Source organism: Rhizobium sp. NZLR10 (assembly GCF_019685125.1).
GTDB lineage: Bacteria > Pseudomonadota > Alphaproteobacteria > Rhizobiales > Rhizobiaceae > Rhizobium.
The window spans coordinates 62,255-87,399 of the sequence record NZ_JABDWE010000019.1; the positions used below are offsets into that span (position 1 = coordinate 62,255).

Here is a 25,145-nt window from a genome sequence, read left to right on the forward strand (position 1 = left end):
ATAACTCCCGGGCCATTTGCCCCATGGTCTTCGTCAAAAGGAAATAAGGAAGCGGCCGAAGATCAGGCGATGACGCCCATGACGTCTGCTTCCTTCATGATCAGCAGGTCTTCGCCGTTGAACTTAATCTCGGTGCCGGACCACTTGCCGAACAGGATGCGATCGCCCGCCTTGACATCGAGGGGAACGATCTTGCCGCTCTCGTCGCGTGCGCCGGTGCCGACGGCGACGATTTCGCCTTCCTGCGGCTTCTCTTTGGCGGTGTCGGGAATGATGATCCCGCCCTTGGTCTTGGCTTCAGCCTCGATACGGCGCACGACGACGCGGTCGTGCAGCGGCCGGAAAATGGTATTAATCATTTTGGGGTTCCTCAACGGGGTCGCGGCCGAATGGCCAATCCCGATACCTCACCTTAGCAGTCTTGCGTTGAGAGTGCCAGCGAGGATTCGTGTCATGCCGGTATTTGTCGAGCCCATTGAGTTGCAGCGCGGTCGAAGACCGTACGCGGTAGCGCACCTAGATCGCTAGGGCCAAGTCTGCAAGAAGGGTCGAAATCGACGTGAGATGTATATGCTCTCATGCATCGGCGCGTATGTATGCCTGATATCGTGAAACAGATACCGACCGCAGCGATTGCCATCTTTCCAACACTGGGTAAGAAACGCTTCGAAGTATAAAGGGAATGTGGGCTGCAGTGCAGCCCTGCGTCGATCGGGTGGGGATTCGAAAGTCAGCCATTTCGCGATGCTGCGTCGGCCATATCCGGTGCGACGTGCTATCTCGGAGCATGACAAACCTTCTTTGCTCAGGGCATGGACCGTATCGAACACCTGCCTGGCGAATAGGCTTCAGCCAAATATAGCCCAATCACAGCCGACGTCAGTGCCTTCGTCATCTCGGCACTGGCGTTGCCTTCACGATTGCGAGCCCGGACCTTCAGGGCATCCACGCCAAGCTGCGGGGTGAGTTCATCCCCTGGTTGGGTGGCCAGGACATGCAGAAGTGGCAGCCCCACATCACGATCCAGAACAAGGTCACGAGGTTGGTAGCGGATACTTTGCACGTGTCGCTCGTGAGAGAATTTCGACCGCATCCTATCGAGATTGTCGGCCTTGATCCGTGGCGGCATCTGAATGGTCCGTGGCAGCACGAAACGTTCGCGATGTTTGGCAAGGTTCCCTGACACGGATCACCGCACCAGGGGCCGGAGCTGCTGCACAGTCAGCCTAATACGAGCCGCTGAGGGGTTTTCAAGTGGGGTTCGGTGCTCTCGTCCCCAATTACCCCTCAAACTGCCAAGCGACACCGACGAACGCCCGTCCCAAAACGAAAAAGCCTGCCGCGGGAGGAGGTGCGGCAGGCTTTCAAAAAGAACCGAACAACGACTGGGAGGAGGAGTGCCGCTGTTCCAATAGACGTCCCTTGGGAGGAGGAGTGGGCCGTCTGAAACACGAAGCTCTGCGGGAGGAGGTGCATTGCTTCGATGAGGATTAAGATATGCTATCGTCGCGGATTTAACAGTCTCAATGCTGCAGTGCAGGTATGCGCGGGAGCCATAGCTCCATATCTCGCAAAAGCGTGAAGTTGAATGAGATAAGCTCTCACTATCTTGAAACGAAAACGCCCGCATCATCAGCGGGCGTAGAAGCAATCAAAAGTGGGCAAGTACCCCTGTTAGCGAGCAACCGATGCGCGGGCAACGCTGCGAATATCCGCGCGGTCAATGCCAAGGTCTTGCAGTTCGCGACTGGACATGCGGCCAAGTTCAGTAACGGTCTGACGGAACTTGCGCCAGTTGTTGAAAGAGCGTGCTACGTTCATAATAATCCCCTTTCCGGAGAGCTTTTGACGTCAGCAACCCTTGGTCCCGGCGTCGTTTCGATGATTGGAATATAGTCCTTTCAATCGGTTTAAAACAGTGACGATAACTCACGCCACCCATGCGTCTGGCGCAAAGTTTGAGGGGTTCTGCTTGAACGCTATGCAGATCGAGCCCTGAACCGATCGAAGGCCGCGAGGCGCTTGATCGCAGAGGCTCAGCTACATGCAGGCCTGCTCCAGCGTCCGCGCCATGGGTAGGGTCGCACAATTGATGCCTCAAAGGGACGTTCGCAGGCGCTGCTTTGGCTTAGACCTGAACAGCTTGAGTCTTCCCTGCAACACTCCGAGCAGAAAGCTCGCCAAAGGGGTTAGAAACGATCTTCACTATCGCCAAACTGGTCCGGCGCAGCCATCGTCGGATGGCAAATTCCAAATTGCCCCAAGGAGACCAAAATGCGGCGAGATCCTCTGACCGAACGGGAGACACGCAGGAAAATCTCCGATCCTTACGATGTCGATTACTTCGCGAAGAAACACGGGATAAGCTCCAAGGACGCATCGCGAATTATTAACCTGCATCGTTCTGATCGCGACTCGTCAGACCGGGCCGGATACCAGTTGAAAAGCACGCTGTGAACGCGTTCGTCCATCTTGCTCTATAAGCCTTGAGCCACCGAGCGCGTTGCAGCCAAAAATAGCTCTGTGGCCGAGAGGTTAGAACGCGCGACCTCATCTTACAGGCCGACTACCCGACGAAGCGGCATGTACCGGCGGAACTTCGCGTCGTCTTTCGACACCTGATGCGGAGTTTTAGCGGTAAGCCGCATGGGATCTCGAGGGAAATGACTTAGCGAAACTCTGTGTTGTGGGATTCGAACTGTCAGCGTCCCATTCGCGGCGCAAATTATTCCGCTTGCTGTCCGTTTACCCACCGGTCGCCTTGAAGGGAATCGAACCGTCGACCACGTCTTTTGAGGCGGCGCGGGGCATAAACGGTATTTGTGGGACTGGACCCTGGTCAGACAGGGCTGGTTGCGTTCGCTTACTTCACAATGCGATAGGCGATATGCCGAGCGAGTGGCGTGTCGAGCATGCTGGTGGGCTCAAGCTTGATCTGGTTGGGCAGCGTGTCGAACAGGCGACTCCCAGCACCAAAGAGCACCGGCACGATATGCAACTCGATCTCGTCGACAAGCCCGCCGGCCAGTGCTTGGCGAAAGACGTCGGCTCCGCCCATGAGGCTCACATCCTTGCCTCTGGCCGCCGACTTCGCCCGCTTCACCGCGTCGGGAATTGTCCCAACCGCGTGATAGATTCCAGTGCTGTGCGAGGCGAGTAACGGCCGGTGAGTGACGACGAAAAGCGGCAGCTTTAACGGCCCCGTCGGCCCGTTCTCATCCCAGTATGGGATCGAGTCGTCATAGCATTTGCGCCCGCAGATCACGCTGCCAACATTGCTGGTGAGGCGCTGCACATATGCATCGCCCTCTGCACCGCTGTTGAAGAACCATTCGTGAAGAAATTCGCCGTTCTTGCCGAGTGGTTCCTCCCTGGTCTGGTTTCCTGCGGTAATGAAGCCGTCGAGCGACATGCTGATATTGAAAGCGACCTTGGTCATTTGCATCTCCGTGACCGATCGGTTGCGGTTACGCCTTCATGACGAATGAGAGTCGGTCAAATCTACATCGGGGACAAAAAATAACTCGTCGCGGCCTCTTGAAGCGTCCGAACTCCTCTGTGATGCACGGCATCTATCCGCAGCAGATTCCGGCAGCCACGCAAGGTGAATGAAGCCGCTCCTAAAGACTGCTCTCCGCCCCTCCCCACTTCGGCTTGTGTGTTCCGGTCGATCCATTATGCGATGTTCCTGGCCTAAACCGTGAACGCCATTGCAACAAGCCGGACGCTGGCCTCGAAAGCTATCGCCGTGCCAGACCCGTTGACCCGCTATCCCAGTGTTGTCAAAGCTGGTTAGAGCCGCGACGGTTCCAGCCAATTAGAAACGCGACACTTGTTCCTCGGATCAGCCCCCGATCCGACCGGCTGGGCCGGGTTGCTAGGGAGGAGCGGGGGCGGATGAGATGCCTTCTGGCGAGCCAGCAGAACACGCCCGTCCCATCCTCCCTTGGCCTCCACTTCATCGCGCGACACGAGATGTCCTTCCCGAAGTGATCGCGCCAGCGCTTCCCGTGGTCCGGTGAAATCAGGCTGTGTCGAGACCATTGTAACTAGCGATAGTAGTCGGTAGATCCGCTCCTCCGTTATCGACCCCACCCAAAGCGGGGTCTGCTCTCTATCCTCGAGCTTCATATCGGTTTCCCAAAGACGGAGAACGAGCCGCCGGTCGACGGGGCCAGCGCGGTTGAGGACCGAACGAAGGCTATATCCGGTAGACGGCCGCTGGCAAAATGAGGCACCACCGGAACAACGGTGGTATCTGTAGACGCGGTGAGCCATTTAAGTACAGTGACTGGCGTCCAACCGAGGGATGGCCTCCAACCGTCCTGCTGCAAAAGATCCTGCAAACCCTGCAGGCTCCCCGCCCACTGGAATGTGAGCGGCTCTTCCACTTCGCCGGTGAGATCGACCCGACGGTCCGGAAGGGTCTGCCAACCAGTCGTCCACCAATCAGCAACGGCGAGCGCATGTATCGCGTTTTTGGCCGCGTACCGCGCAATATCAGTGGAGTGGCTGTGATAGATGTTGCCGGCGCCTGCAAGGATAATGGCTGCGGACGCGGTCACGAGCAGCGCTGAAGATCCTATTCGTTCGACCGGACGCCGCAGATAAAAGATGGCGAGCAGAATAAACCATGCGGATCCAACCGCCGCTCCGCCGGCCACATCGGAGAACCAATGTGCACCGAGGTATAGACGCGAGCACGCGATCATAAAGATAAGAACTGCGGCTCCCGTGCCGATCAAGACGCGCAGTGCTGGGCGAAGCTCGCCGGCGATCAGAAATGCAAGAAAGCCATAGAGCGCCATGTTCGTCGTGCTATGGCCGCTCGGAAAAGAAAACGCGCTCCAACCGGAATACAACAGCTCATCCGGTCTTGCCCTGTGAAGTGCCACCTTGATGACCGTATTGAGAGCCGACGCGCCACCGACAGCAGCCAGCCAGAAGGCAGCCGTGCGCCAAGCCCGCTTCCAAGCAAGCCATAGGAATATGACTGTGGTGACGACCACCACAACTTTGGTGTCACCAATCTCCGTGATGGCAACCATGATCGCATCGCCTAGCGGCGTGCGAACCTCCTGCAATGCGTTATAAATGGCGTGGTCTGCGAGAACCAGCGGATCACCATTGACCACATCTTCGAGAATGCCGAGGAACAACCAGGCGGCCCCGCCGAGTAAGCCAAGCATGATGGCGAGAACCCACGCTTCCGGGCGCGCCGGATCGAGCATGTCGCCGACACGGCGGCTGAGCCACGTGTTGCGGGTCTCAGACCACCTTCGTGCCTCTGTGACGAGAACCTCCAGAAGGGGAAAACCTCGCCTTAATACCCACCGCCCAAGACGCCACGTCACCCAACCCGTTGCGAGCAGAATGACTAAAAGGATTGCCAACGGCCTTGCTGCCGAGCCCAGAGCACCGAACGTTACACCGACGAGAACGCCCGGTAGAATGTGTGACGGTGCCCACACCAGGGCCGAAGTGATGTTGACCGCATAGAACCGCCTGACGGGCATCCCGAGCATGCCCGCGAGAAGCGGGATGAATGCTCGAACACCAGGCGCAAAACGGGCGATAAACACGCTCTTGTCACCGTGCCGCTTGAAGAAGGCTTCGCTACGCTCGATCAGCTCCGGGTATCGCTTTAGCGGCCAGAGGCAGAGAATCTCGCGATGGTATCGGTGGCCGAGCCAGAATGATAAGCCGTCTCCGACGATCGCGCCAAAAGTCGCTGCGGCCATCAAGGGCCAGAGGAGGAGAACGCCATTCGGCACTAGCGCACTTAAGGCAATTATGACCGCCGTGCCGGGGACAACGACGCCCATGATTGGGATCGACTCGGAGAGTGCAAGCAGGAACACTGCAATGTAGGCAATATGGGAATGCGCGCTCAGCCAATGGATCACCGATGAGAGAAACCCCGCGAGCATTGCCGGTAACCTAAAAGATTCGAGTGATCAGGCGGTCAGCTTTGGTGCCTTCGCGATATATTGCAAGGACCATGAGTGCTGCGATGACACCGGTCAGTGCTCCGCCGAAGACGTCGCTGGCGTAGTGGGTCCCGATGTAAATGCGGGAGAAGGTGACAAAGCACGCCGCCGCAAGGAAGGCAAATCCGGAGCGTCGGGCGCCGTGAAGGAGAAAAGCGGCCGCAATCGCAAAGGTCGCCGTTGCATGATCGGAGGGAAACGAAAAGTCGGCGCTCCGTTCGATCAGCAGGTTTGTTACTCCGCTGTCATAGGGACGAGCCCGGTGGATAAAGAGAAGAATGAGTTGGTTGAGGCCGAGTCCCAGCAAGAACGAGAAGCCTGCCGCCACGATGACATGCCGTATATGCGGCCTGTCAGACCCGCGCCACCATTGCAGGGCTACCGCCATCACCATGACCGGGACGCCGATACCGGAGATCCAGACCATCAAGTAGTCGATCGCAGCGCTATGTCCCGCCAATCCATTAATGGCACGAGTTACAGCTACGTCGAGTCCATACATTGTCACACTCCAGTTCAACCCTTGCAGCCCCGAAGACATCAATCTCGGCTAGTCAACTGACGCTTGGATATTGGTTGGATCTCCACCTGCGCTCGGATTGTGACAGCCACGAAAGCGGCGCCAGCAAGGAATGTCGCCGCGGGCCGGTGATGTCCCAAAGTGCGCTGTCGACCGCTTCAGAGTCCGTCGTTGGCGGCAATCAGCTTTTTGCCCTCACCCACCGCCAGCAGCTCCCCATCTTGACCGACGACGACCAATTCGTCACCTCCGTGCCGCAGGCTCATGAAGGCGACGATCGTGACGATCGCGGCGAGAAAGATTGCACTCGTTATGATCGTGCCGAGGCCGAGGCCGCCATATTGCGCGGGCTGAGACATCAGATCGCCGAACGAAGCTCCCAGGGGCCTGGTCAGGATGTAGACCAGCCAGAAGCCGAGTATCGGGTTGAGACCCAGGAAGAAATAGCCGATGCTGAGCGACAAGATGATCATCCCGAACAGGATGCCGGTCGCCAAATATCCAAGCGCGAACTTCTCGGCGACCAGATCGCCCGCCGCAGTGCCGAGCGCAAAGGTGAACAGGATAGCGAGCCAATAGAAGGCCTCGCGTCGATTGGTGAATATGGAGTGGATCGAAAGCGTACGCTCTGTCTGGAACCAGAGTAGGAAAGTCAGCGCCAAGGCGATCGAGAATGCGATGGTCGTATCCAGCAGCGGTACATTGAAGTTGTCGACCAGGTTGTCGGTAATCAACGTGCCAACGATGCTGATCAGCACCACCGAAAGCCAATAGGCGGCAGGAACATACTTCTTCTGGGCAAATTGCCAAACCAGTGCGCCGGCGAGAATTGCCGACATGAGCAGCGATGTCGCCGTCAGTCCCAAGCCCATTTGCATGTTGAGATAATCGGCCGCCGTTTCGCCCATGGTGACGGCCATCAGTTTGATGAGCCAGAAGTCGGCCGTCACACGAGGAACGCGATTGTAGACAACAGCTTTGGCGGTTTCTGTCGTAGCGGGCATGGCGAGTATCCTTGAATGGGCGGTGAACGTCTCGCGGATGAGGTTGAGCGAGGCAGCCCGGCCCGAAGGGGACGGAATGACACGGTCCGCGTCGGCCTACTGAGATGGCTGGGCCGGATGATTGAGGACCGCCATAAGGATGGCGAGCGTCTTGTTGACGTTGTCAGCCGACGGGGCCGATTGGCGTAGCGCCTTGAGCGCAGCATCGGAGGCAGCGTCGATGCTATTCCAGTCGTTCGGATTCAGCGGACGGAGTGCGCTCTCGGCCTGATCCCATGCGGTCTCGTAGTCCGTGATCCGCTTTGCAGCCGATGTGAGATCACCCTTTGCCGCGAGGGCCTGAACGTCGGCAACGATGGTCTTGAACGTTGAGAGATCACCGAGGTCTGTCGTTTTGGCGGGCGCATTGTTGGCATAGAGTTCAAAACCCGTGAAAGCCGCCACCGGAGCAATAATGAGCGCGATGGCGAGAAAAATCTGTCTCATTCAAAAATCCCCTGAATTCTGGAACGCGTCACGCCTGCATCGCCTTCGGGTTGATCGGCCTGCGCCTCGCTGCCACCGGCGCGCTCGCCGTCTAACCATTGGCGTTTGCATTGTCCGGCAATGACTACGCAGAGACTATTAGCGGAGAATTAGAGCCGATGCCGGTGTGGGTCCTGACACCTAGTCAATCGGTCGCAATCGCGCGAAAGCGGCGGCCGGCTTGTCGCCGGCCGCCGCAAGCCTCACTTCTCCGGGGTCAGGCGAGAGACGACCGACTTGCCGCCCCTGATCGCATAGGTCAGCTGAACCTTCTCACCAATACGGAGGTTGGTATCCTCGATCCCTTCGGGCAGGGTATATTTCTTGCCGTCCGACAACGTGATCGTATCGGCCTTCTTGCTGATCGCGGTGATCGTGCCGGACGTCTGGGCGGCGAGTGCCATGCCCGTCGGTGCCAGCGCCAGTATTGCGGCCATAAGCATTTGTGGTTTCATTTCTCTCCTTTCATGGTTTCAGCCCCCAATCTGTAGAATTTGTCGCAAGGCAGCGCCGGCGCGGCCGATGCTTATTCGCCTCTCAACTTCTCGGTGACGTGTGCCCGGCTGCGCATCGCCTCGCTCGTCGTGGCCAGCAGAGCGGCACTGGTCGCGGTGATGACGAGGACAGCGAGATAACCCCAAGGCAACGAAAGCGTCTCGGGTGGCGGGTCGAATACCCCGGTCAGCAACTTGACGAGCACATAGGCGATGAGGACACCGGCCAGGAGGCCGAGAAGCATGCCGCCGCCGACCACCAATGCAGCCTCGCTCCAAACAAAGGCGCCAAGCTGCCGCGGCTTGGCACCAAGCGCGACGAGGATGGCGAAGGAGCGTTCCCGGTCGGCCAACCCTAACCCAAGGACCAATCCGCCCGAGGCGGCAAGCATGACCAGCGCGAAGATCAGCTCAAGCCGCGTCAAACCGGCGAGGTCGATAGCTGTGAGACTCGATCCGATCAATGCGACGGCATCACCAATCTGGCTCACCTTGAGCGCTGGCAGATCCGCGATTGAGCTTCGGACAGTTCTGGCAACTCGGGCCGGATCGCCGTTCGATCGAATCAGGACAATCTCGCTTCCCGCGGAACCGGTCTGTTGCGCAATGTAAGCTGCGTTGGCGACCAGAAACGAATCCCTGGGCGCGGTGGGGAATTCGCGCACCACACCCACGATGTGAAAAGGCACGATGTGGTATTGGTGATCAGCCGCGTTTTGCAGACGAAGATTAATGCTGTCGCCGCGACTGAGCTGATAATCGTTCACGGTCTCCTGCGATACAAGCACGCCATCGGACGTTCGTGCGAGATCGGCGAGCGTCGCCCGGGCGTCGCCAGTGGCGAAATAGGCGTCTGACATCGCCGTAGCCGAGCCGATGCGCGCCGGATCGATCCCGTAGAGATCCTGGAGGTCCGTTCCAACGTAAGCGTATCGGTGTTGCATCGGCTGGGCGGCCAGCACCCCCGGCAGCTTGGAAAGACGGTCGAGCGCCTGGGAGGCGGGCTCGGCCAGCTTGCCCGTGACGGTGACGTCGGCGCCGTTGGTGAGCTCGGCGTCGACCCGGGCCTGAGCCTCGTAGGTCGCGTTGAAGATCGCGGTCGATGCCGCGAAGGCGAAGGCAAGCGCTGCAAGGCCCACGCCAGCGGTCAGCCGCGGGCCTTGCCGTCCGAAGGTTGCGGCGATGACGTCCGCGAGAGAACCGGCGACAGGTCGCAGGCCTCTTGCGATGACCGCCCGGCCGTGCTGCAGCCCGGCCCCGACCAACCGCACGGCAAGCAGCGCCAGGCCGCTCCATAGGAGGACGGGAGGCAGGAAAGCCGTGTAGTCGACCGCTGTCGCTGCCACGCCCTCCGGCGCAAGGACGACTTGGTATCCGTTCGCCGCCGACCGCCAGTAGAACGCGGTGGCCAGCACGAGCAATACTAAGTCGACATAGCCGCGGCTCCAGAGCGGCGTCGGGTGCTTGCCGATTGACCGGCGGGCGGCGGCAACGGTCGAGCCGCGCGCCTCGCGCCGAGTGGGAATCAGGATCGCCGCGAGAGAAAGCGCCACTCCGGCCCCGGCCACCGTGCCGAGCAGGACAACGGCTTCGCTGCGCAAGAGCGCCACCCCGAGGATGAGGTATCCGGCGAGAGCTCCGAGGAAAATACCAAGTACCGCGCCGCCGATGCCCGCGACGGCCGCCTCCACCGCGGCAAGGCGAAGAACAGTGTCATCCGTCGCTCCGCGCAGCCGTAGCAGCGCCTGGTCGCGGCGGCGCCTGTCCCGTCCGGCGCTTGCCACGGCAAGTGTGAGTAGGACAGCGAGGATGACCCCTGGGGCGCCAAGGAACAGGAAGACCAGCCGGGCATAGAGGGCATCCTCGCGCACTGCTTCCAAGCGAGCCGCCAAGTTGTTTGCAAGCAGCGCCGCACCGGCGACGCGGGCCTCGAAATTGTGGCCGCGCTCGGTCGCCGATGTGCTCGCGGCAAGCGGATCGGATGGAAGGTCGTGATGATCGAGCCTGATGTGGAACTCGCTCCGAACGGTATCCTGCCGGCCGGCGCCTTGCTGCTGGAACACTTGCTCCCATTGAGACATCGGCAACAGCAAAACGTTGTCGGGCGGGGCTTGTGGTGCGGCGCCAGGCGGGACACCGATCGCCTGAAACATCGCATCGGCGTTCGGCAAATCGACGATGCCGGCGATCGTCACGCTGATATCAGGCGCTTGGTGGCGGTGGATGATGACTTCATCGCCCAACGAGATATGCAGGTTGGCCGCAGTTTGCTGCGCCACCAGGACACCGTCGACCGATCCGAGCAAGCGCCGGATCTGGGCCGGAAACTGGCCAACATAGCTCGCTTCCATGCCGAGTACAGTGCCGCCGCCGGTGGTCTGGACGGTGCCCCCAGTGTTCGCCTCGAAGCCGGGCACGTCGGCATAGCCGACCAGCTGCAAAGCGGCAACCGGCGCGGCAGAGCGGATTCTGGCCTCGACCGCGCCACCATCTGCCCCAGGCTGTAGCTGGACCTGCCAGTCGACGGGAACCTGGGCGATCGATCGCGCGGTCATCTCGGCCGCGCTGGACTGCAAGAAGGCGCCCAGACACGTGACGAAGGTAACGGTCAGCGCCACGCCACCGACAGTGCCGACAAGGCGACCTGAACGGGTTCGGATAAGTCCGATCAACCAGTGCTGGTACATTCGGACCTCGCGCCCATGCTCTCGAATTTGCCGTGTCGCATCCGCCAGATGCGGTTCATCTTTGCAGCCACACGCTCGTCATGCGTAGCAATGACGATCGCGCTCCCCGACTGCCGACCCCAGGCGAGGAGCCTGTCGACCAGCATGGCGCCGCCCGCCTGATCGAGTTGTCCCGTCGGCTCGTCGGCGACGATCAGTTGCGGACTGGTCGCTACGGCCCGGGCTACGGCGATCCGCTCGGCTTGGCCGCCGGAGAGCTGTTCCGGCAGCTTTGCCGACAGGGCTTCGACCCCAAAAGCGGTAAGCGCAGCCAGGGCCCGCGCCTCAGCTTCGGCGCCGTTGCTAAGAAGGATCGGTAACTCGACGTTCTCGGAAGCAGTCAGCGCGGGCATCAGGTTTGCCGACTGGAAGACGACGCCGATCCGCTCCGGGCGCAACGTGTCGGGCGGACCGAGCCCGGGCCACTCGATTCGGCCGGAGCTTGGGCGATCCAGCCCGGCGATCAGGTTCAAGAGTGTCGTCTTGCCACAGCCAGAAGGCCCGATGATTGCGACAGTCTCACCTGCGTCAATTCTGAAGGAGCAGCCCTGGACGGCCGAGACAACCCCCCGCTCGCGCTGAAAGCTGCGCCACAAATCGGCAGCAATGACCAATGGCTTAATCATGTGCGATGCGTCCGTCCCGGATATTGATAATGCGATCGGCGCGGGCGGCGAGCGCGCTGCTATGGGTGACGACGAGAACGGCTGTACCAGCGCGGCAAATGTCGATGAGGCGATCGATGACACGCTGTTCCGTTGCTGCATCCACCTCGGCGGTCGGCTCGTCGCAGAGCAGGATCGACGGCTTTGCCGCGAGAGCGACGGCAAGTCCGGCTCGCGCCGCTTCGCCGCCCGAAAGATGGGCGGGCAACATGTCGGCGAGACCGTCGAGGCCGAGATTGCCGAGCAGGCCATCGATTTCGCCAGGCCGGTCGGAGCCGGATATCTGCATCTGGAGACGAACGTTGGCCCGCACCGTCAAATGCTCGAACAGATTGGCGGACTGCATGAGCATGCCGAAATGGCGGGCTCTCAGGCGAGCCCGATCGGGTTCCGGGCGCCGGGTCATGCGCTCGCCGAGGATCGACACTGTGCCGCCATCCGGCTCGTCGATGCCGGAAAGACAGGCAAGCAGTGTCGACTTGCCGCTACCCGACGGGCCTCGCAATACCGTGAATTCCCCACGCTCAAGTGTCATGGTGACCCCGCGCAGCGCCACGACCTCGTCGTCACCGGTGTGAAAGAAACGGTAGAGCTCGGTTGTCTCCAGCACGGTCATGCGTTCACTTCCATTGCAGCGAATTGGAGATCAGCTGCCACTGGTCGACGTTATCCGCGCCGGCCGGCGCAGCCAGATCGAGGGTGATCGTCTTGCCGCCTTTGAACAGAATGAAACGCTCGTGCTCCAGGCGGATCTGCTTGTTCGTGACCGGGTTTGCCGCGGAATTCGACTGGTAGCTGATGCGAACAGCCGGTCCGGCCACGAGCTTCACGGCCTTGACCGCGGTGACCTTGACGGCGTGCCCGGTTTTCTCGAGCTCTGGGACTTCGCCAGCCCGGACCGAGGCAACCGTCGGAGCCGCATTCGCCGTCCCCAGCGCAGCGTCGATTTCATCGTATTTGTCGAAGAACCGAACGCTGGCGCCGCTCAGTTTCCGCGACCATCCCTCTGGCACTTTCAAGCTGAACCCATCCGGCGCGGTGTAAACCACAAAGACTTGGTTGTCGGGAATGTCGCCCGGCGGGTTCGTTTCAGGCGCAACGAGTTTTTCCTGCGCCGCGGCTGGAAGAAGTGCGCCAGATGCCACCATCAGCAGCGTGGCGAATGCGGCGGCGATCCAACAACGAACGGTCATGACTGAGACTCCTTTGCAAACCAGCAAGGGCATATGACGCTCGTAGAATTAGGAGGGTCTTAGGCGGCTGCTCGCCCCCAAGCCGAGCGACAGCGCCGGTTCGTTTCGGATGCGGCCCATGAATTGCGCACGCCTCTCTCGGCGCTCCAGATTCAGCTCGACAACCTTCGGCACGACGACCGCGATGGCCGATTTGCCCAGGGGTTGTCCGAGCTGGAGGCCGGCATCGGCAGGTCCACAAGCCTTGTAAACAAGCTCTTGCGCCTCGCCCATTACGATGCCCGCGAACCTGCGCCGAGCCCGCGGCCGGTCGACCTCGCCCAGCTTGCTGTCGACACGATCGCACGCCTGACCCCGCTCGCTGGCAGCCGGTCGATCGATCTTGGCATTACCCGCCGGGATGAGGCCGTCACGATCGGCGCGCTTGCGGATTTCGAAATCATCCTCGACAATTTGGTCGAGAACGCCGTGCGGTACACACCGTCGGGTGGAACCGTCGATGTCGCGGTGGAGGTCACCGGAGAAGAAGCACGGATCGAGATCCGCGACACAGGACCCGGCATCGCCGAGGACGACATGACACGCGTCTTCGAGCGGTTCTTCCGTGCCAACCCTCACGATAGCGAGGGGAGCGGCTTGGGGCTGGCGATCGCCAAGGCGGCAGCCGAAAGACAAGGGGCGCGGGTCGCGCTCTCCATGCGCCAGGACCGGCCCGGCCTCATCGCGTGCCTCGTTGTACGGCTGGTCCCAATGAAGGCGTCGCGTTAGTTCCCGCCTGACAAGTATGATGCGGTAGAATGCGAACGGATTGATTACGATGATTGAGTGAGAAAATGCAACGGATCTAGGTTTCGTTGAGGGTCGTCGACACCGGATGGCGCGAGCGTCCCAATTGAGCAGCAGCGGATACGCGCTGCGCCTCGGTCGGAACCTTTTTCTCATCCTTGATCCGCCTGAAAGCTGGTTGAAAGCTTGGGCCAGCTATCTTCGCCCTTATCGCAGAGGAGCGCGTAGCCATCGTGGCGACGTAGGTGCGATACGAAAACTCAGGAGGAGACCCCATGCGTTCTACACGCACGTTATTCAGTTCAGCTGCACTGTCTGTCGTCATGCTCGCGTCGATGCTTGCAGCAAATTCTGCGCATGCAGCCGGCAAGATCACGCTGATGGTCGGCGGCTACGAAAAGCAGATCTATCTACCCGCAAAACTGGCTGAAGGCCTCGGTTACTTCAAGGATGAAGGCCTCGATGTCGAGCTTCTGAACGAACCGGCCGGCGTTGATGCGGAGAACCAGCTTCTGGCCGGCGCGGTCCAGGGCGTTGTCGGCTTCTATGACCATTGCGTCGACCTGCAGGCGAAGGGCAAGTTCGTCGAATCGGTCGTCCAGTTCAGCCAGGCTCCGGGCGAAGTCGAACTCGTCTCGGCCAAGCATCCGGAAATCAAGTCCGTCGCGGACTTCAAGGGTCATAGCGCCGGGGTCACCGGTCTTGGTTCCTCGACTAATTTTTTGACCCAGTACATGGCCAACAAGGCCGGCCTGAAGTCCGGCGACGTCACCTCCGTTCCGGTCGGTGCTGGCGCGACCTTTATCGCCGCCATGCAGCAGGATGCAATCCAGGTGGGCATGACGACCGAGCCGACGATCTCCCGTCTTCTGAAGACCAAGGAAGCAACCGTCCTCGTCGACATGCGCACGATGGATGGTGCACGCCAGGCGCTTGGCGGTACCTACCCCGCAGCCTCGCTCTACATGGAAACTTCCTGGGTCGATGCCCACAAGGACGATACCCAGAAGCTTGCCAATGCCTTCGTGAAGACACTGCGCTTCATCAATACGCATTCCGGCGCCGAGATCGCCGACAAGATGCCGAAGGACTATTATGTCGGCGACAAGGAAGGTTACGTCAAAGCGCTCGACGAAGGTAAGGCGATGTTTACCGCCGATGGCGTGATGCCGGAAGATGGTCCGAAGACCGTTCTCTCTGTTCTTTCTTCCTTCTCGAAGAATATGCAGGGAAAGCAGATCGATCTTTCGAAGACCTACACCACGGAATTCGTCAAGAAGGTCATGTAGGCGGCTTTCAGAACCGCCTCCGGCACATTCGCCGGGGGCGGGCATGTCCTCGGCTTCGCAGGCGAGCCTTACCGGCGCGCGTCAGGAAAAACCAATGTCAGACATCCACATTCGGAAGCCGGCAATCGAGCTTCTCAATGTCAGCAGGCGCTTTGTCTCTCCGACAGGCAAGTCGCTGACAGCGTTGCGCGATTTCACCATGTCCGTGGAAGAAGGCGAATTCGTCGCTGTCGTTGGCCCGACTGGCTGCGGCAAATCTACCACGCTTAACCTGGTAACGGGGCTTGCGCGGCCCAGTTCCGGCGAGGTCAGGCTGATGGGCGGACCGGTCGATGGTATCGATCCGCGCGTTGGCTTCGTCTTCCAGACGGACGCGCTCTTTCCCTGGAGGAATGTCATCGACAACGTTATGGCCGGCCCCCTATTTCGCGGCAAGAGCAGGAAGGAAGCAGAAGATAGCGCCAAGCGCTGGCTTCAGCGCGTCGGCCTTTCAAAGTTTGTGCATCACTATCCGCATCAGCTCTCGGGTGGAATGCGTAAGCGTGTCGCGCTGGCGCAAACCTTCATCAACGAGCCGGAAATCCTGTTGATGGATGAACCCTTCTCGGCGCTCGACGTGCAGACCCGCACCGTGATGCACGAGGAATTGCTGAGACTGTGGGCGGAACGAAAGGCTTCGGTCGTTTTCGTGACCCATGATCTGGAGGAAGCCGTCGCGCTTGCCGACAAGGTTTATGTGCTGACAGCCGGCCCAGCCACGGTCAAGTCCGTCTACACGATCGATCTTCCGCGCCCGCGTGTCGTGTCGGAAATTCGCTACGAGCCCCGCTTCATCGACTATTGCAAGGCGATCTGGGAGGATCTCCGCCAGGAGGTCGAGGCCAGCTATCGCCGTTCCAGCGAAGCTGCATAAGGAGACAAGCATGGCAAACATTACCGCAGACAACGTGCCGGCCGTCGTCTTTCGCCCCGGCACATCGGATTCCGAAATCGAAGCCGCCGCGCTTGGCGCGATCAAGAGACGTAAGCAGCAGGTTCTGTCGCTGCAGATCGGGATCTTCGTCGCGGTTGTGGCACTCTGGCAGCTGTCATCCAACCTGCTTTGGATCGATCCGTTTTTCTACTCCAGCCCGAGCGACATTATCTTCCGTCTCTATGATTGGGCGGTCAACGGCACCAGTGAAGGTTCACTCTGGTATAACCTTTGGGTGACGATGGAAGAGGCTCTGATCGGATTCTTCTGCGGCTCCATTACCGGTGTCATCGTCGGTGTAAGCCTCGGTCGCAACCGTTTTCTGTCGGATGTTCTGTCGGTCTATATCAAGGCGATCAATTCCATCCCGCGAGTGGTTCTGGCACCGATCTTCATCATGATCCTCGGCCTTGGCCTGCCATCCAAAGTGGCGCTTGCCTTCATCATGGTATTCTTCGTCGTGTTCGCCAATGCGTTCCAGGGAGTTCGTGAAGCCGACCGCAACATGATCGCCAATGCGAGGATCCTTGGTGCTTCTGATTGGCACGTCACGCGGGCCGTGATCGTTCCTTCGGCCATGAGCTGGATTTTTGCGAGCCTTCACGTCTCCTTCGGCTTTGCCATCATCGGCGCTATCGTCGGCGAATTCGTCGGCGCTCGCTTCGGCATCGGCCAGCTGATTTCAATCGCCAAAGGTACCTTCGACGCAGCAGGCATGTATGCCGCCATCGTCCTTGTGATGATCGTAACGCTGATCGCTGAATTCATCATGACGCAGATCGAAAACCGCTTGGCGAAGTGGCGCCCGCAGCAGAGCCTCGATATTCAATAATCGCCCCAAGGACAGCACAAGGGAACACCGACGCCCCCCGGCGCCGGTGTTTTTATATTGGCAGGATCTGTTCGATCAGGATCTGACAGCCGGAATCCGGACCGTCAGCAGCAGCCCTCCGGTCGTTGCGTCGCTGAGCGAGACATTTCCGCCGGCGCCGTTCACCACTTCGCGCACGATCGCCAATCCCAGCCCGCTTCCTTCAGCCTGTGTTCCGATAACCCTATAAAACCGCTCGAACACATGGTCCCTTTCCGGCTCGGGAATGCCGGGGCCGCTGTCCTCGATCTGCAGAACGGCCTGGTCACCCTCTCGCGTGGTCCTCACTGTCACGGTCCCGCCAGGCGGGGTATAGCGCAGAGCGTTATCCACGAGGTTGACGACCATCTCGCGCAGCATCGTGCCATCGCCCTCCACGACGATCGGCTGCTCGTCGGCCTCGAGGCCGAGGTCCAGACCACGCCCCAATGCTTCCTCTGCATGATATTCCAGGACCTGGCGGACGGGTGCTGCAAAATCGATCCTGTCGCTACGAGGCCGACGGCTTCCTGGCTCGGCACGCGAGAGCGTCAGCAGCTGGCTTGCCAGTCGTGTCATCTGGCGCGTGCTGGTTCGCAGGGACTGCAAAGCCTCGTCGCGCCGCGCCGGGTCGATCTCGCGCGCCGCCACGCTTGCCTGCGTCGCAATGAGCGCGAGGGGCGTGCGCAATTGGTGTGCTGCGTTTGCGACAAACCGCCTCTGTGCCGCGATCTGGTTTTGCACGCGCTCCATATGGTCGTTGAGCGTCGCGACAAGGGGGCGCAGTTCCGTCTGCACAATGTCAGGCGACAGCGGATCAAGCCGCTCGCGCCCCCGGTCGCGAACGGCGTCGCGCAGGCGCAGAACCGGCGCCAGGCCGCGCTGCAGACCGACAATCGTGACAGTTCCAGCAAGCAGTACGAGGACCAGCTGTTTGCTAAAGTCAGAGAACCAGAGCCGGTCCCTCATCGCCGTCCACCCGTTGCGGGTCGCCGCGACGGTTACCGAGATATCGCCATCTTGCTTCAACCCGACCAGAGGGTGGTAAAGCGTCAGCAGGCGCACCGGGCTGTCGTGAAAGACTGCTTCTTCGCCGATCCCCGGCCCAGTCGATTCCGGGAGGTCTGGAAATCCGGCGACGAGATTGCCCCAGGCCGTGTTCACCCGGTAGAAAACGCGGTCCTGATAACCGGTATCGAACATTTCAAGCGCCGCCGGCGGTATATCGATCTGTGCTGCTCCGATTTCGTCGACGGTGACATCTTCGGCAATGACGCGCGCCGAGGCCATCAATGTCTGGTCGAAGATAAGGCTAGCCGTCGCATTGGCTGTGAGGAAGCTGAGGTAGAGATTAATGCAGATCGCGCCGATGAGGGTCAGAAACACCCATGTCAACAGCTGGATGCGCAGACTTGCGCCGAGCAGCCGGGTGGTTTGCCAAGCGCCTTTTCCGAGACTTTTGACGTTTTCACCCAGCATGGCGCAACATGTAACCAAGGCCACGGAGCGTTGCAATCTGGGCGGAGCTGCCCTCGAGTTTCTTTCGCACGCGATGGACGTAGATTTCGATCGCGCTTGCGTCCGCCGTGTCGTCGAAGCCGAAGACGCTTTCCAACAATGTTGCCTTTGCGACCGTCGTGCCGACCTTCAGGACAAGGAGTTCGAGTACCGCATGTTCTCGCGGCGTTAGAACCAGCGTCTCGCCCGCCAGAGTGAACTGGCGCGTGCCGCCGTCGAAAATTAGGTCTCCGATGGCTATCTGGGGCGCTGCCCGGTCATGGCCGCGCCGGACAAGCGCGCGGATGCGGGCCTCCAGCTCCGCTATTTCAAAAGGCTTGGCAAGATAATCGTCCGCGCCGCCATCCAGTCCGGCGACCCTGCCGTCGAGGCTGGCATTGGCGGTGAGGATGATAACGGGGACCTTGTTGCCGGCTTGTCGGAGCCCCTTGAGCAGCGTCATTCCGTCAATTTTCGGAAGCGACAGATCGAGAATGACGACGGCATACTCCGCTACCTTCAGGAGATGCCCCGCGTCTTCGCCATCATGTGCGATATCGACCGCATAGTTCGCCTGCTTGAGGGCCTTGCCAAGCCACGCCGCCAACTCATGATTGTCTTCGACGAGCAGGATTTTCATAGGAGGACACTACTACAAATCATCCGGGAATGTCGCGACGTTAGTGATGTCTGCTCCTAGCATAGAAAAGACGGCACAGTCGATGAGACTTGTCGGAGAACTGAGTTGGTAGAGTCCTTCCAAATTCCATAGGGCCATCACTTCTGCATGAATTTCCGCCTCGCAGCCCGCGCGACGCTCTCGGCCAGGATCAGCAGGCATCCGATGATCAGTATGCCGGCACCGATTGAGCCGCCGAGCAACCCCCATTTCACCGAAAAGCCGACGGCGATGATCAGGACTAGCGCCAAAAGGGCCAGTGCGCCGTCGTCTATGAACATGCCGACGAGTTCGTTGATTGCGATTTTGAGAATGTTCATTGGGCAGGTTCCATATGCGCGTTGTGGTACCGGCGAAGCACTTTGACGGCCACCAACGAGAAAAGCGCCAATACGCCGAAGATCGGCAGCAGCGAGAGATCGGCGCCTGGCCAATCCGTGCCGATGCCTTCACCCACCCAGAAAATACCAAACGCGCTGAGCATTAGGCCAACCACTAGTTTGAGCTTGTTTTCCGGAACGGTCGAGAGCGGCTTGTGGACGAAAAGGCCGATAAGGAGAACGAGAAGGCAGGCCGCCAACGCCCCCAGGCTCGCATAGCCGAGCATGCCGGGACGTGCGCCGGTGGCGATCACAATGAACACCACCTCCACCCCTTCGAGCAGGACGGCCTTGAATGATACAACGCCGGCCAGAAAGTCTGCCCTGCGGTTGTCCGCCTGCCGACGAAGGCTGTCCGTCTCCTCGGCAAATGCCATTTCCTCGTCATGCAGGGCGATGAAACCAGAAGCTCGCAAAATGGCTTTTCTCAGCCAGCGCAGGCCGAACAGAATCAGCAGCGTGCCGATGACGAATTGCATAATGTCGATCGGGATGAGGCCGAGCAGTGGCCCGAAGACCAGCACCAAAACGGCGAGAACGACAAGCGCCAGGCCCATGCCGATGAAGGCCGGCCGCCAACTCTGGGTCACGCCGACCGCAAGGATAATGGTGAACGCTTCGACGACCTCGACGAAGGAGCCTAGAAAGGCTGCTGTCACCGTGGAGATGATACTTGTTATTGTTGTCATGATCAGTGTCCATGTTTAGTCCGGGAGAGTTCGGAAATCGATGTGGCACGAGGAACCTGCAGGCGCCAGCAGCGTCCGGCAAATGCGCTGTCGATGACCTCGCGGGTCAATGGCGGACAGCCATCTTCCTGCCGGCCGATAAAGTCGTTTTGCAGCTGGCCACAAGACTCTGCCAATTAATTCAAATAGATAACACGCCACATTCCTCCGGATGCAACAACATTGGCGACGCTGCCATTTATATCGCGCTTCGTCGCCGGTGAGAGTCCACAAACTTCTGCGGCGCCGCCTGTTATGGAGAACGTCGCGTTCCATATGCGTATTTATAGATTGTTCTTGATACGAAACTTATAGGCAATACGCCTTGGCGCCGCACCTTGGGGCCTTTCTATGCATCGTCTGAGCATAAGGTCGAGTCTGCTGCTGGCTTGAGATTGTGATCTAGGCGCGATCGTTTCCGTCACCACCTGCCACAACAATGCTTTAAATCGCCATTCACATCGGCAGCATTTGCCGACACGAGAAGCGGAGGGAACGTGCGTATTCTGCTTGTTGAAGACGACAGCATTCTCGGCTCATCGCTGAAGAGGGCGCTGGAGAAACATGCCTATGGAGTCGACTGGATGCGCGACGGCCAGTCAGGTCTTGAAGCGGCAGAGCACTCGCATTTTGCAGCCGTCATCCTCGACATCAACCTTCCGGTACTAGGCGGCATCGGCGTCCTCAAAGGCATAAGGCGGAAGGGTAACACGGTCCCGGTCCTGCTCCTGACAGCTCTCGATGCCGTCAGGCAGAAGGTGGAAGGGCTCGACGAGGGCGCCGACGACTATCTGATCAAACCCTTTGACCTTGACGAATTGCTTGCACGCCTGCGCGCCCTCATCCGTCGCCGCGAAGGCCGGGCCGAAAGCATCTTGCGGTGCGGTGATATCGAGGTGGATCCGGCGGCGATGGTGGCGCGCAAGGGCAGTCTGCAGGTTCACACCACGGCCAAGGAATTTCACCTGCTCAAGCTCTTGATGGAGCGAAGTGGTCGCTATGTGACCAAGAACGATATCGAATACGCTCTCTACGATGCCAACAGCACCGTCGAAAGCAATGCCATCGAGGTGACGATCTACAATCTGCGCAAGAAGCTCGGAACCGATTTCATCAAATCGATCCGTGGCATCGGTTACATGATCGAGCGATGAGCCAGTCAACCCTCACACGCAAGATTTTCTTCAGGATCGCACCTGTCGTGGTGGTGACGATTATGGTGATCGGCGCTTTCGCCTTCAACAGTGGCACACGCGAGATCAACAACATCTATGATGCGCAGCTCATCAACGATGCAAACGTCTTGTGGCGATTGTTGCATAACCGGCTGCAACATTCGCTCGACCGCACGCCGCAACAGGTCGACGATATCGATTTCAGCATGGACAATCAGCTCGCCTTAAATGAGGATGCTGACGACTACGCCGACGCGCACATGTTCCGCGCCTGGGTAGACGGCAAGATCATGTTCTTCAGCAGCACTGCCTTTCAGTCCGACGTGCCACACCAGCAGGCGGGTTTCACGAACCTGAGCTATCGCAACGAGGACTGGCGCGTCTATTCGCTGCCGATCCCAGATTCCGGAATCGTCATGGAAGTCGGCGAGAAGATCTCGCTACGCCAGACACTGGTATCCAACATCTTGTTGAACCTCTTCTTTCCATTGCTCGTCTTGGTACCGGTGATCGGCTTCTTGATCTGGCTCGGCATCAATAGCGGCCTGCGCACCATCCATGGACTGGTCCACCAGATTCGAACCCGTTCCCCCGACGACCTTTCAGAAATACCGGTCGGCGATCTGCCTAGAGATCTCTTGCCGCTCGGCCGTTCAATCAATCAGCTTCTCGGCAAGCTCGGGCGCTCGCTGACGCTGGAAAGGCGCTTTTCGGATCTCGCCGCCCATCAACTGCGTACGCCGCAAGCAAGCATCAAACTACTCTTGCAGATGTTAGATGGCACCGACGACGAACACGAGCGCAAGGCGATCATTGCCGATCTGGTCACCAGCAACAACCGGGCAACCCATCTGATTGAGCAATTGCTGCGCCTTGCGAGGGTAAGCCATCATCCCTTAAATCCGATGCCTGTTCGTCTCTACCATCTGATGGCATCGACGCTCGCGGAAGTCGGCAACTTTATCACCAGCCGCAAGCTCGATGTCTCTTTGGTCGGTCCTGAATCGGCTGAGGTGAGGACGGACGCATCGCTGCTGCAGATGATGGTCGGCAACCTCCTGGACAACGCGATAAAGTACACCCCACCCAGCGGTCGGATCGAGGTGGTTCTCGCCCCGGAGGCTGACTTCTGGCTGATTTCAATCAGTGACAGCGGACAGGGAATTCCGCCCGATGAACGTGAGGCCGTCTTCAAGCGCTTCTATCGTCTGGACACCCTCAGCGCCGAGGGCGCCGGCCTCGGGCTTGCCATAGTCGCCGATACCGCGGATCGTCTTGCGGCATCGGTGAAACTTTCGACACCTGTCTGGGGACAGGGCTTACGGGTGGAGCTGCGACTGCCGAAGACCTGAACCCGGACCGATATCTCCCGTTCCCGATCGAAGCCCTGTAGAAACTGACCACGCTCTCAAAGCGCGGCGAGAATCGCAGGCATTTCAGGACGCGGCGTCCCGCATATTTCATTTTCGCATCATTTTCCCTTCAGTCCTGCCTCATCGACGCCCGGTAAACACCGCCGCAGAGAGTTCGAAAGGGCATTTGATGCAGGTCTTCTCCGATTTTGACGGCACGATTTCCATTCAGGACGTGACGGACATCGTACTGTCGAACTTTGCCGATCCCGAATGGGAAGAGATCGAAAAGCAATGGAAGGACGGCCTGATCGGATCGGCCGATTGCATGCGCCGGCAGATTGCCCTCATCCGCGCAAGCCGCGGCGACCTCGGCGCACTGCTCGATACGGTCGCGATCGACCCCGGCTTCAAGTCTTTCCTCGACGATTGCCGCCTGGCCGGCCTGCCGGTGAGCGTCGTTTCCGACGGCGTCGACCATTTCATCCGTCACGTCCTGCTGCGTAACGGCATTGCCGATCTTGCCATCATTGCCAACCGCCTTACCTGGCGCCTCGTCGACGGCCGCGAGGCCTACGCCCTGTCGCCCGCGCTCACGGCGGCCGGTTGTTCGTCGGGTTCGGGTGTCTGCAAATGCCATGTCATCTGGGGCATCGAACCACACATCTATATCGGCGACGGACGAAGCGATTTCTGCGTTGCCGGCATGGCCGATCTCGTCTTCGCCAAGGACAGGCTTGCCGATTACTGCACCGACCGTGGCATCCCCTTTATCGGCTTTGCCGACTTCACCGATCTGCGTTCCAAGCTGAAAGCAGTCCTTCCGGGCATCGCGCGCCAAGGCCGCGCGGTCCCCCAATCCCAAATCGCATGAACCAGACGAAGAGGCATATGATGAACATTGTGAATGTCGAAACCTTCACCGAAAAGTCCCCGCTGTCCGGACGGTCGGAGGCCGAGCTGCGGCTGATGGAAGAAGCCTATTGCTCGCATGGCGATACGGTCCATTACGCGGCGGAGCCGAAATTCTTCGAGGAATGCGAAGGCTCCTACCTTTATGACGCAAAGGGGACGCCATTCCTCGATCTGCAGATGTGGTATTCGGCCGTCAATTTCGGCTATCGCAACGAGAGGCTGAATGCCGCCGTCCATCGGCAGCTCGACCGGCTGCCACAGGTCGCCTCGCAATATCTGCATCGCGAGAAGGTCGAGCTTGCGACGATGATCGCGCAAGATGCCGAGCGCAAGTTCGGCCGCAAGGGGCGCGTTCATTTCAATGTCGGAGGCTCGCAGGCGGTCGAAGATTCGCTGAAGCTGGTGCGCAATTATACAGGCGGCAAAAGCCTGATGTTCGCCTTCGAAGGCGGCTATCACGGCCGCACCCTCGGCGCCTCGGCCATCACCTCCAGCTACCGGTATCGCCGCCGCTTCGGCCATTTCGGTGAACGAGCGCAATTCATCGAGTTTCCCTATCACTTCCGCGGCCCGAAGGGCATGTCGAAGGAAGAATACGGAGAGCATTGCGTGCGCAAGTTCGCGCGCCTCTTTGAAAGCGAGTATAACGGCGTCTGGGATCCCAAGGTCGGCAGCGCCGAATATGCGGCCTTCTATATCGAACCGATCCAGGGCACCGGCGGCTACGTCATCCCGCCGATGAACTTCTTCACCGAACTCAAGAAGGTCCTGGATCAGCACGGCATCTTGCTTGTCGTCGACGAGATCCAGATGGGCGTCTACCGGACCGGCAAGCTCTGGTCGATCGAACATTTCGGCGTTCAGCCCGACGTTCTCGTCTTCGGCAAGGCGATCACCAATGGGCTCAACCCGCTGTCGGGCGTCTGGGCCAGGGAGGAAATGATCAATCCGACGGTCTTCCCGCCCGGCTCCACCCATTCCACCTTCGCCAGCAACCCGATGGGCACGGCCGTTGCGCTCGAAACCATGAAGATGCTGGAGGAGGAGGATTTTGGCGCCGCGATCATGGCCAAGGGCGCCTATTTCCTCGATGGCCTGAAGCAGCTTCAAAAGCGTCATGCGATCGTCGGCGACGTCGACGGCCTCGGATTGGCTCTGAGATGCGAGATCTGCAAGGAAGACGGTTTCACGCCCGACAAGGCGACGATGGACTGGCTTTGCGACGAAGGCATGAAGGGCGACCTCCAGGTCGGCGACAAGGTCTATGGCCTCGTTCTCGATGTCGGCGGCTACCACAAAAACGTCATCACCCTGGCGCCGAACCTGCTGATCTCACGCGAAGAGATCGATCTGGCGCTGACGCTGCTCGACCACGTCTTCACCCGCGCGGCCCGGAGGTAGCAC

24 protein-coding genes and 2 pseudogenes are annotated in these 25,145 nt (G+C 59.6%); 9 read left to right on the forward strand and 17 right to left on the reverse strand.

Annotated features, from left to right (window positions below; all coding sequences use genetic code 11):
* Nucleotides 1-62 precede the first annotated feature (62 nt).
* From groES to HJB82_RS25025, 13 genes and pseudogenes are all read right to left on the reverse strand, one after another.
* Nucleotides 63-359: a co-chaperone GroES gene (groES, locus tag HJB82_RS24970; protein ID WP_207584475.1), complete on the reverse strand. Its 297-nt coding sequence runs from the start codon at nucleotides 357-359 to the stop codon at nucleotides 63-65.
* Nucleotides 360-599: 240 nt separating this feature from the next.
* Nucleotides 600-827: pseudogene (locus tag HJB82_RS31765) on the reverse strand (ISL3 family transposase); the annotation flags it as partial.
* An 847-nt stretch (nucleotides 828-1,674) separates the two neighbouring features.
* Entirely contained in the window at nucleotides 1,675-1,821 is a 147-nt protein-coding gene (locus tag HJB82_RS24975; RefSeq protein WP_080753481.1) for a DUF1127 domain-containing protein, read from the reverse strand.
* A gap of 1,042 nt (nucleotides 1,822-2,863) precedes the next feature.
* The gene (locus HJB82_RS24980; RefSeq protein ID WP_221141821.1) at nucleotides 2,864-3,439 is read right to left on the reverse strand and encodes a dihydrofolate reductase family protein; all 576 of its coding nucleotides are present in this window, start codon (nucleotides 3,437-3,439) and stop codon (nucleotides 2,864-2,866) included.
* A 688-nt stretch (nucleotides 3,440-4,127) separates the two neighbouring features.
* Nucleotides 4,128-5,930 carry a bifunctional DedA family/phosphatase PAP2 family protein gene (locus HJB82_RS24985; protein ID WP_221141823.1) on the reverse strand — a complete coding sequence of 601 codons (1,803 nt, stop codon included), beginning with the start codon at nucleotides 5,928-5,930 and terminating at the stop codon, nucleotides 4,128-4,130.
* A 10-nt stretch (nucleotides 5,931-5,940) separates the two neighbouring features.
* Complete coding sequence (locus tag HJB82_RS24990; RefSeq protein WP_207584473.1) at nucleotides 5,941-6,492, reverse strand: phosphatase PAP2 family protein; 552 nt, start codon at nucleotides 6,490-6,492, stop codon at nucleotides 5,941-5,943.
* 176 nt (nucleotides 6,493-6,668) lie between these two features.
* Nucleotides 6,669-7,514, reverse strand: coding sequence for a hypothetical protein (locus HJB82_RS24995; RefSeq protein ID WP_221141824.1), 846 nt, complete (start codon nucleotides 7,512-7,514; stop codon nucleotides 6,669-6,671).
* A gap of 96 nt (nucleotides 7,515-7,610) precedes the next feature.
* A complete protein-coding gene (locus HJB82_RS25000) occupies nucleotides 7,611-8,000 on the reverse strand; it encodes a hypothetical protein (protein WP_221141825.1) in 390 nt (129 codons plus the stop codon).
* 242 nt (nucleotides 8,001-8,242) lie between these two features.
* The gene (locus HJB82_RS25005; protein WP_259674004.1) at nucleotides 8,243-8,482 is read right to left on the reverse strand and encodes a DUF1344 domain-containing protein; all 240 of its coding nucleotides are present in this window, start codon (nucleotides 8,480-8,482) and stop codon (nucleotides 8,243-8,245) included.
* Nucleotides 8,483-8,565: 83 nt separating this feature from the next.
* Nucleotides 8,566-11,220, reverse strand: a complete 2,655-nt coding sequence (locus HJB82_RS25010) for an FtsX-like permease family protein (protein ID WP_221141827.1) — start codon at nucleotides 11,218-11,220, stop codon at nucleotides 8,566-8,568.
* Nucleotides 11,202-11,885, reverse strand: a complete 684-nt coding sequence (locus tag HJB82_RS25015) for an ABC transporter ATP-binding protein (protein ID WP_221141828.1) — start codon at nucleotides 11,883-11,885, stop codon at nucleotides 11,202-11,204. Before HJB82_RS25015 ends, HJB82_RS25010 begins: the two co-directional genes overlap by 19 nt.
* Nucleotides 11,878-12,540 carry an ABC transporter ATP-binding protein gene (locus HJB82_RS25020; RefSeq protein ID WP_207584467.1) on the reverse strand — a complete coding sequence of 221 codons (663 nt, stop codon included), beginning with the start codon at nucleotides 12,538-12,540 and terminating at the stop codon, nucleotides 11,878-11,880. The genes HJB82_RS25015 and HJB82_RS25020 overlap by 8 nt, the downstream gene beginning before the upstream one ends.
* Nucleotides 12,541-12,544: 4 nt before the next feature.
* A complete protein-coding gene (locus HJB82_RS25025; protein WP_246762811.1) occupies nucleotides 12,545-13,150 on the reverse strand; it encodes a hypothetical protein in 606 nt (201 codons plus the stop codon).
* A 69-nt stretch (nucleotides 13,151-13,219) separates the two neighbouring features.
* Between HJB82_RS25025 and HJB82_RS31780 the strand changes: the two are divergent.
* From HJB82_RS31780 to HJB82_RS25045, 5 genes and pseudogenes are all read left to right on the forward strand, one after another.
* A pseudogene (locus HJB82_RS31780) lies at nucleotides 13,220-13,387 on the forward strand (histidine kinase dimerization/phospho-acceptor domain-containing protein); the annotation flags it as partial.
* Complete coding sequence (locus HJB82_RS25030) at nucleotides 13,376-13,885, forward strand: cell wall metabolism sensor histidine kinase WalK (protein ID WP_259669690.1); 510 nt, start codon at nucleotides 13,376-13,378, stop codon at nucleotides 13,883-13,885. The pseudogene HJB82_RS31780 and the gene HJB82_RS25030, both read left to right, overlap by 12 nt.
* A 293-nt stretch (nucleotides 13,886-14,178) precedes the next feature.
* Entirely contained in the window at nucleotides 14,179-15,192 is a 1,014-nt protein-coding gene (locus tag HJB82_RS25035) for an ABC transporter substrate-binding protein (protein ID WP_207584466.1), read from the forward strand.
* A 94-nt stretch (nucleotides 15,193-15,286) separates the two neighbouring features.
* Nucleotides 15,287-16,105, forward strand: coding sequence for an ABC transporter ATP-binding protein (locus HJB82_RS25040; protein ID WP_207584465.1), 819 nt, complete (start codon nucleotides 15,287-15,289; stop codon nucleotides 16,103-16,105).
* Between the two features lie 10 nt (nucleotides 16,106-16,115).
* Nucleotides 16,116-16,997 carry an ABC transporter permease gene (locus tag HJB82_RS25045; RefSeq protein WP_207584464.1) on the forward strand — a complete coding sequence of 294 codons (882 nt, stop codon included), beginning with the start codon at nucleotides 16,116-16,118 and terminating at the stop codon, nucleotides 16,995-16,997.
* Nucleotides 16,998-17,072: 75 nt separating this feature from the next.
* Here the strand turns inward: HJB82_RS25045 and HJB82_RS25050 are convergent, their stop codons facing one another.
* From HJB82_RS25050 to HJB82_RS25065, 4 genes are all read right to left on the reverse strand, one after another.
* Nucleotides 17,073-18,494 (reverse strand): sensor histidine kinase, encoded by a 1,422-nt coding sequence (locus tag HJB82_RS25050; protein ID WP_221141829.1) that lies wholly within the window; start codon nucleotides 18,492-18,494, stop codon nucleotides 17,073-17,075.
* Nucleotides 18,484-19,152 (reverse strand): response regulator, encoded by a 669-nt coding sequence (locus HJB82_RS25055; protein WP_221132996.1) that lies wholly within the window; start codon nucleotides 19,150-19,152, stop codon nucleotides 18,484-18,486. Before HJB82_RS25055 ends, HJB82_RS25050 begins: the two co-directional genes overlap by 11 nt.
* A gap of 137 nt (nucleotides 19,153-19,289) precedes the next feature.
* Nucleotides 19,290-19,511 (reverse strand): hypothetical protein, encoded by a 222-nt coding sequence (locus HJB82_RS25060; RefSeq protein ID WP_221132995.1) that lies wholly within the window; start codon nucleotides 19,509-19,511, stop codon nucleotides 19,290-19,292.
* A complete protein-coding gene (locus HJB82_RS25065) occupies nucleotides 19,508-20,260 on the reverse strand; it encodes a COG4280 domain-containing protein (protein WP_221132994.1) in 753 nt (250 codons plus the stop codon). The genes HJB82_RS25060 and HJB82_RS25065 overlap by 4 nt, the downstream gene beginning before the upstream one ends.
* A 536-nt stretch (nucleotides 20,261-20,796) precedes the next feature.
* On the opposite strand from HJB82_RS25065, the gene HJB82_RS25070 reads away from it, so the two are divergent.
* The 4 genes from HJB82_RS25070 (at nucleotide 20,797) to HJB82_RS25085 (ending at nucleotide 25,142) form a co-directional block, all read left to right on the forward strand.
* Nucleotides 20,797-21,453 carry a response regulator transcription factor gene (locus HJB82_RS25070; RefSeq protein WP_221132993.1) on the forward strand — a complete coding sequence of 219 codons (657 nt, stop codon included), beginning with the start codon at nucleotides 20,797-20,799 and terminating at the stop codon, nucleotides 21,451-21,453.
* On the forward strand, nucleotides 21,450-22,826 hold the full coding sequence (locus HJB82_RS25075) for a HAMP domain-containing sensor histidine kinase (protein ID WP_221117889.1): 1,377 nt from the start codon (nucleotides 21,450-21,452) through the stop codon (nucleotides 22,824-22,826). Before HJB82_RS25070 ends, HJB82_RS25075 begins: the two co-directional genes overlap by 4 nt.
* 190 nt (nucleotides 22,827-23,016) lie before the next feature.
* Nucleotides 23,017-23,700: an MtnX-like HAD-IB family phosphatase gene (locus HJB82_RS25080; protein ID WP_221117890.1), complete on the forward strand. Its 684-nt coding sequence runs from the start codon at nucleotides 23,017-23,019 to the stop codon at nucleotides 23,698-23,700.
* 20 nt (nucleotides 23,701-23,720) lie between these two features.
* Nucleotides 23,721-25,142 (forward strand): aspartate aminotransferase family protein, encoded by a 1,422-nt coding sequence (locus HJB82_RS25085; protein WP_221117900.1) that lies wholly within the window; start codon nucleotides 23,721-23,723, stop codon nucleotides 25,140-25,142.
* The last annotated feature ends 3 nt before the right edge of the window (nucleotides 25,143-25,145 follow it).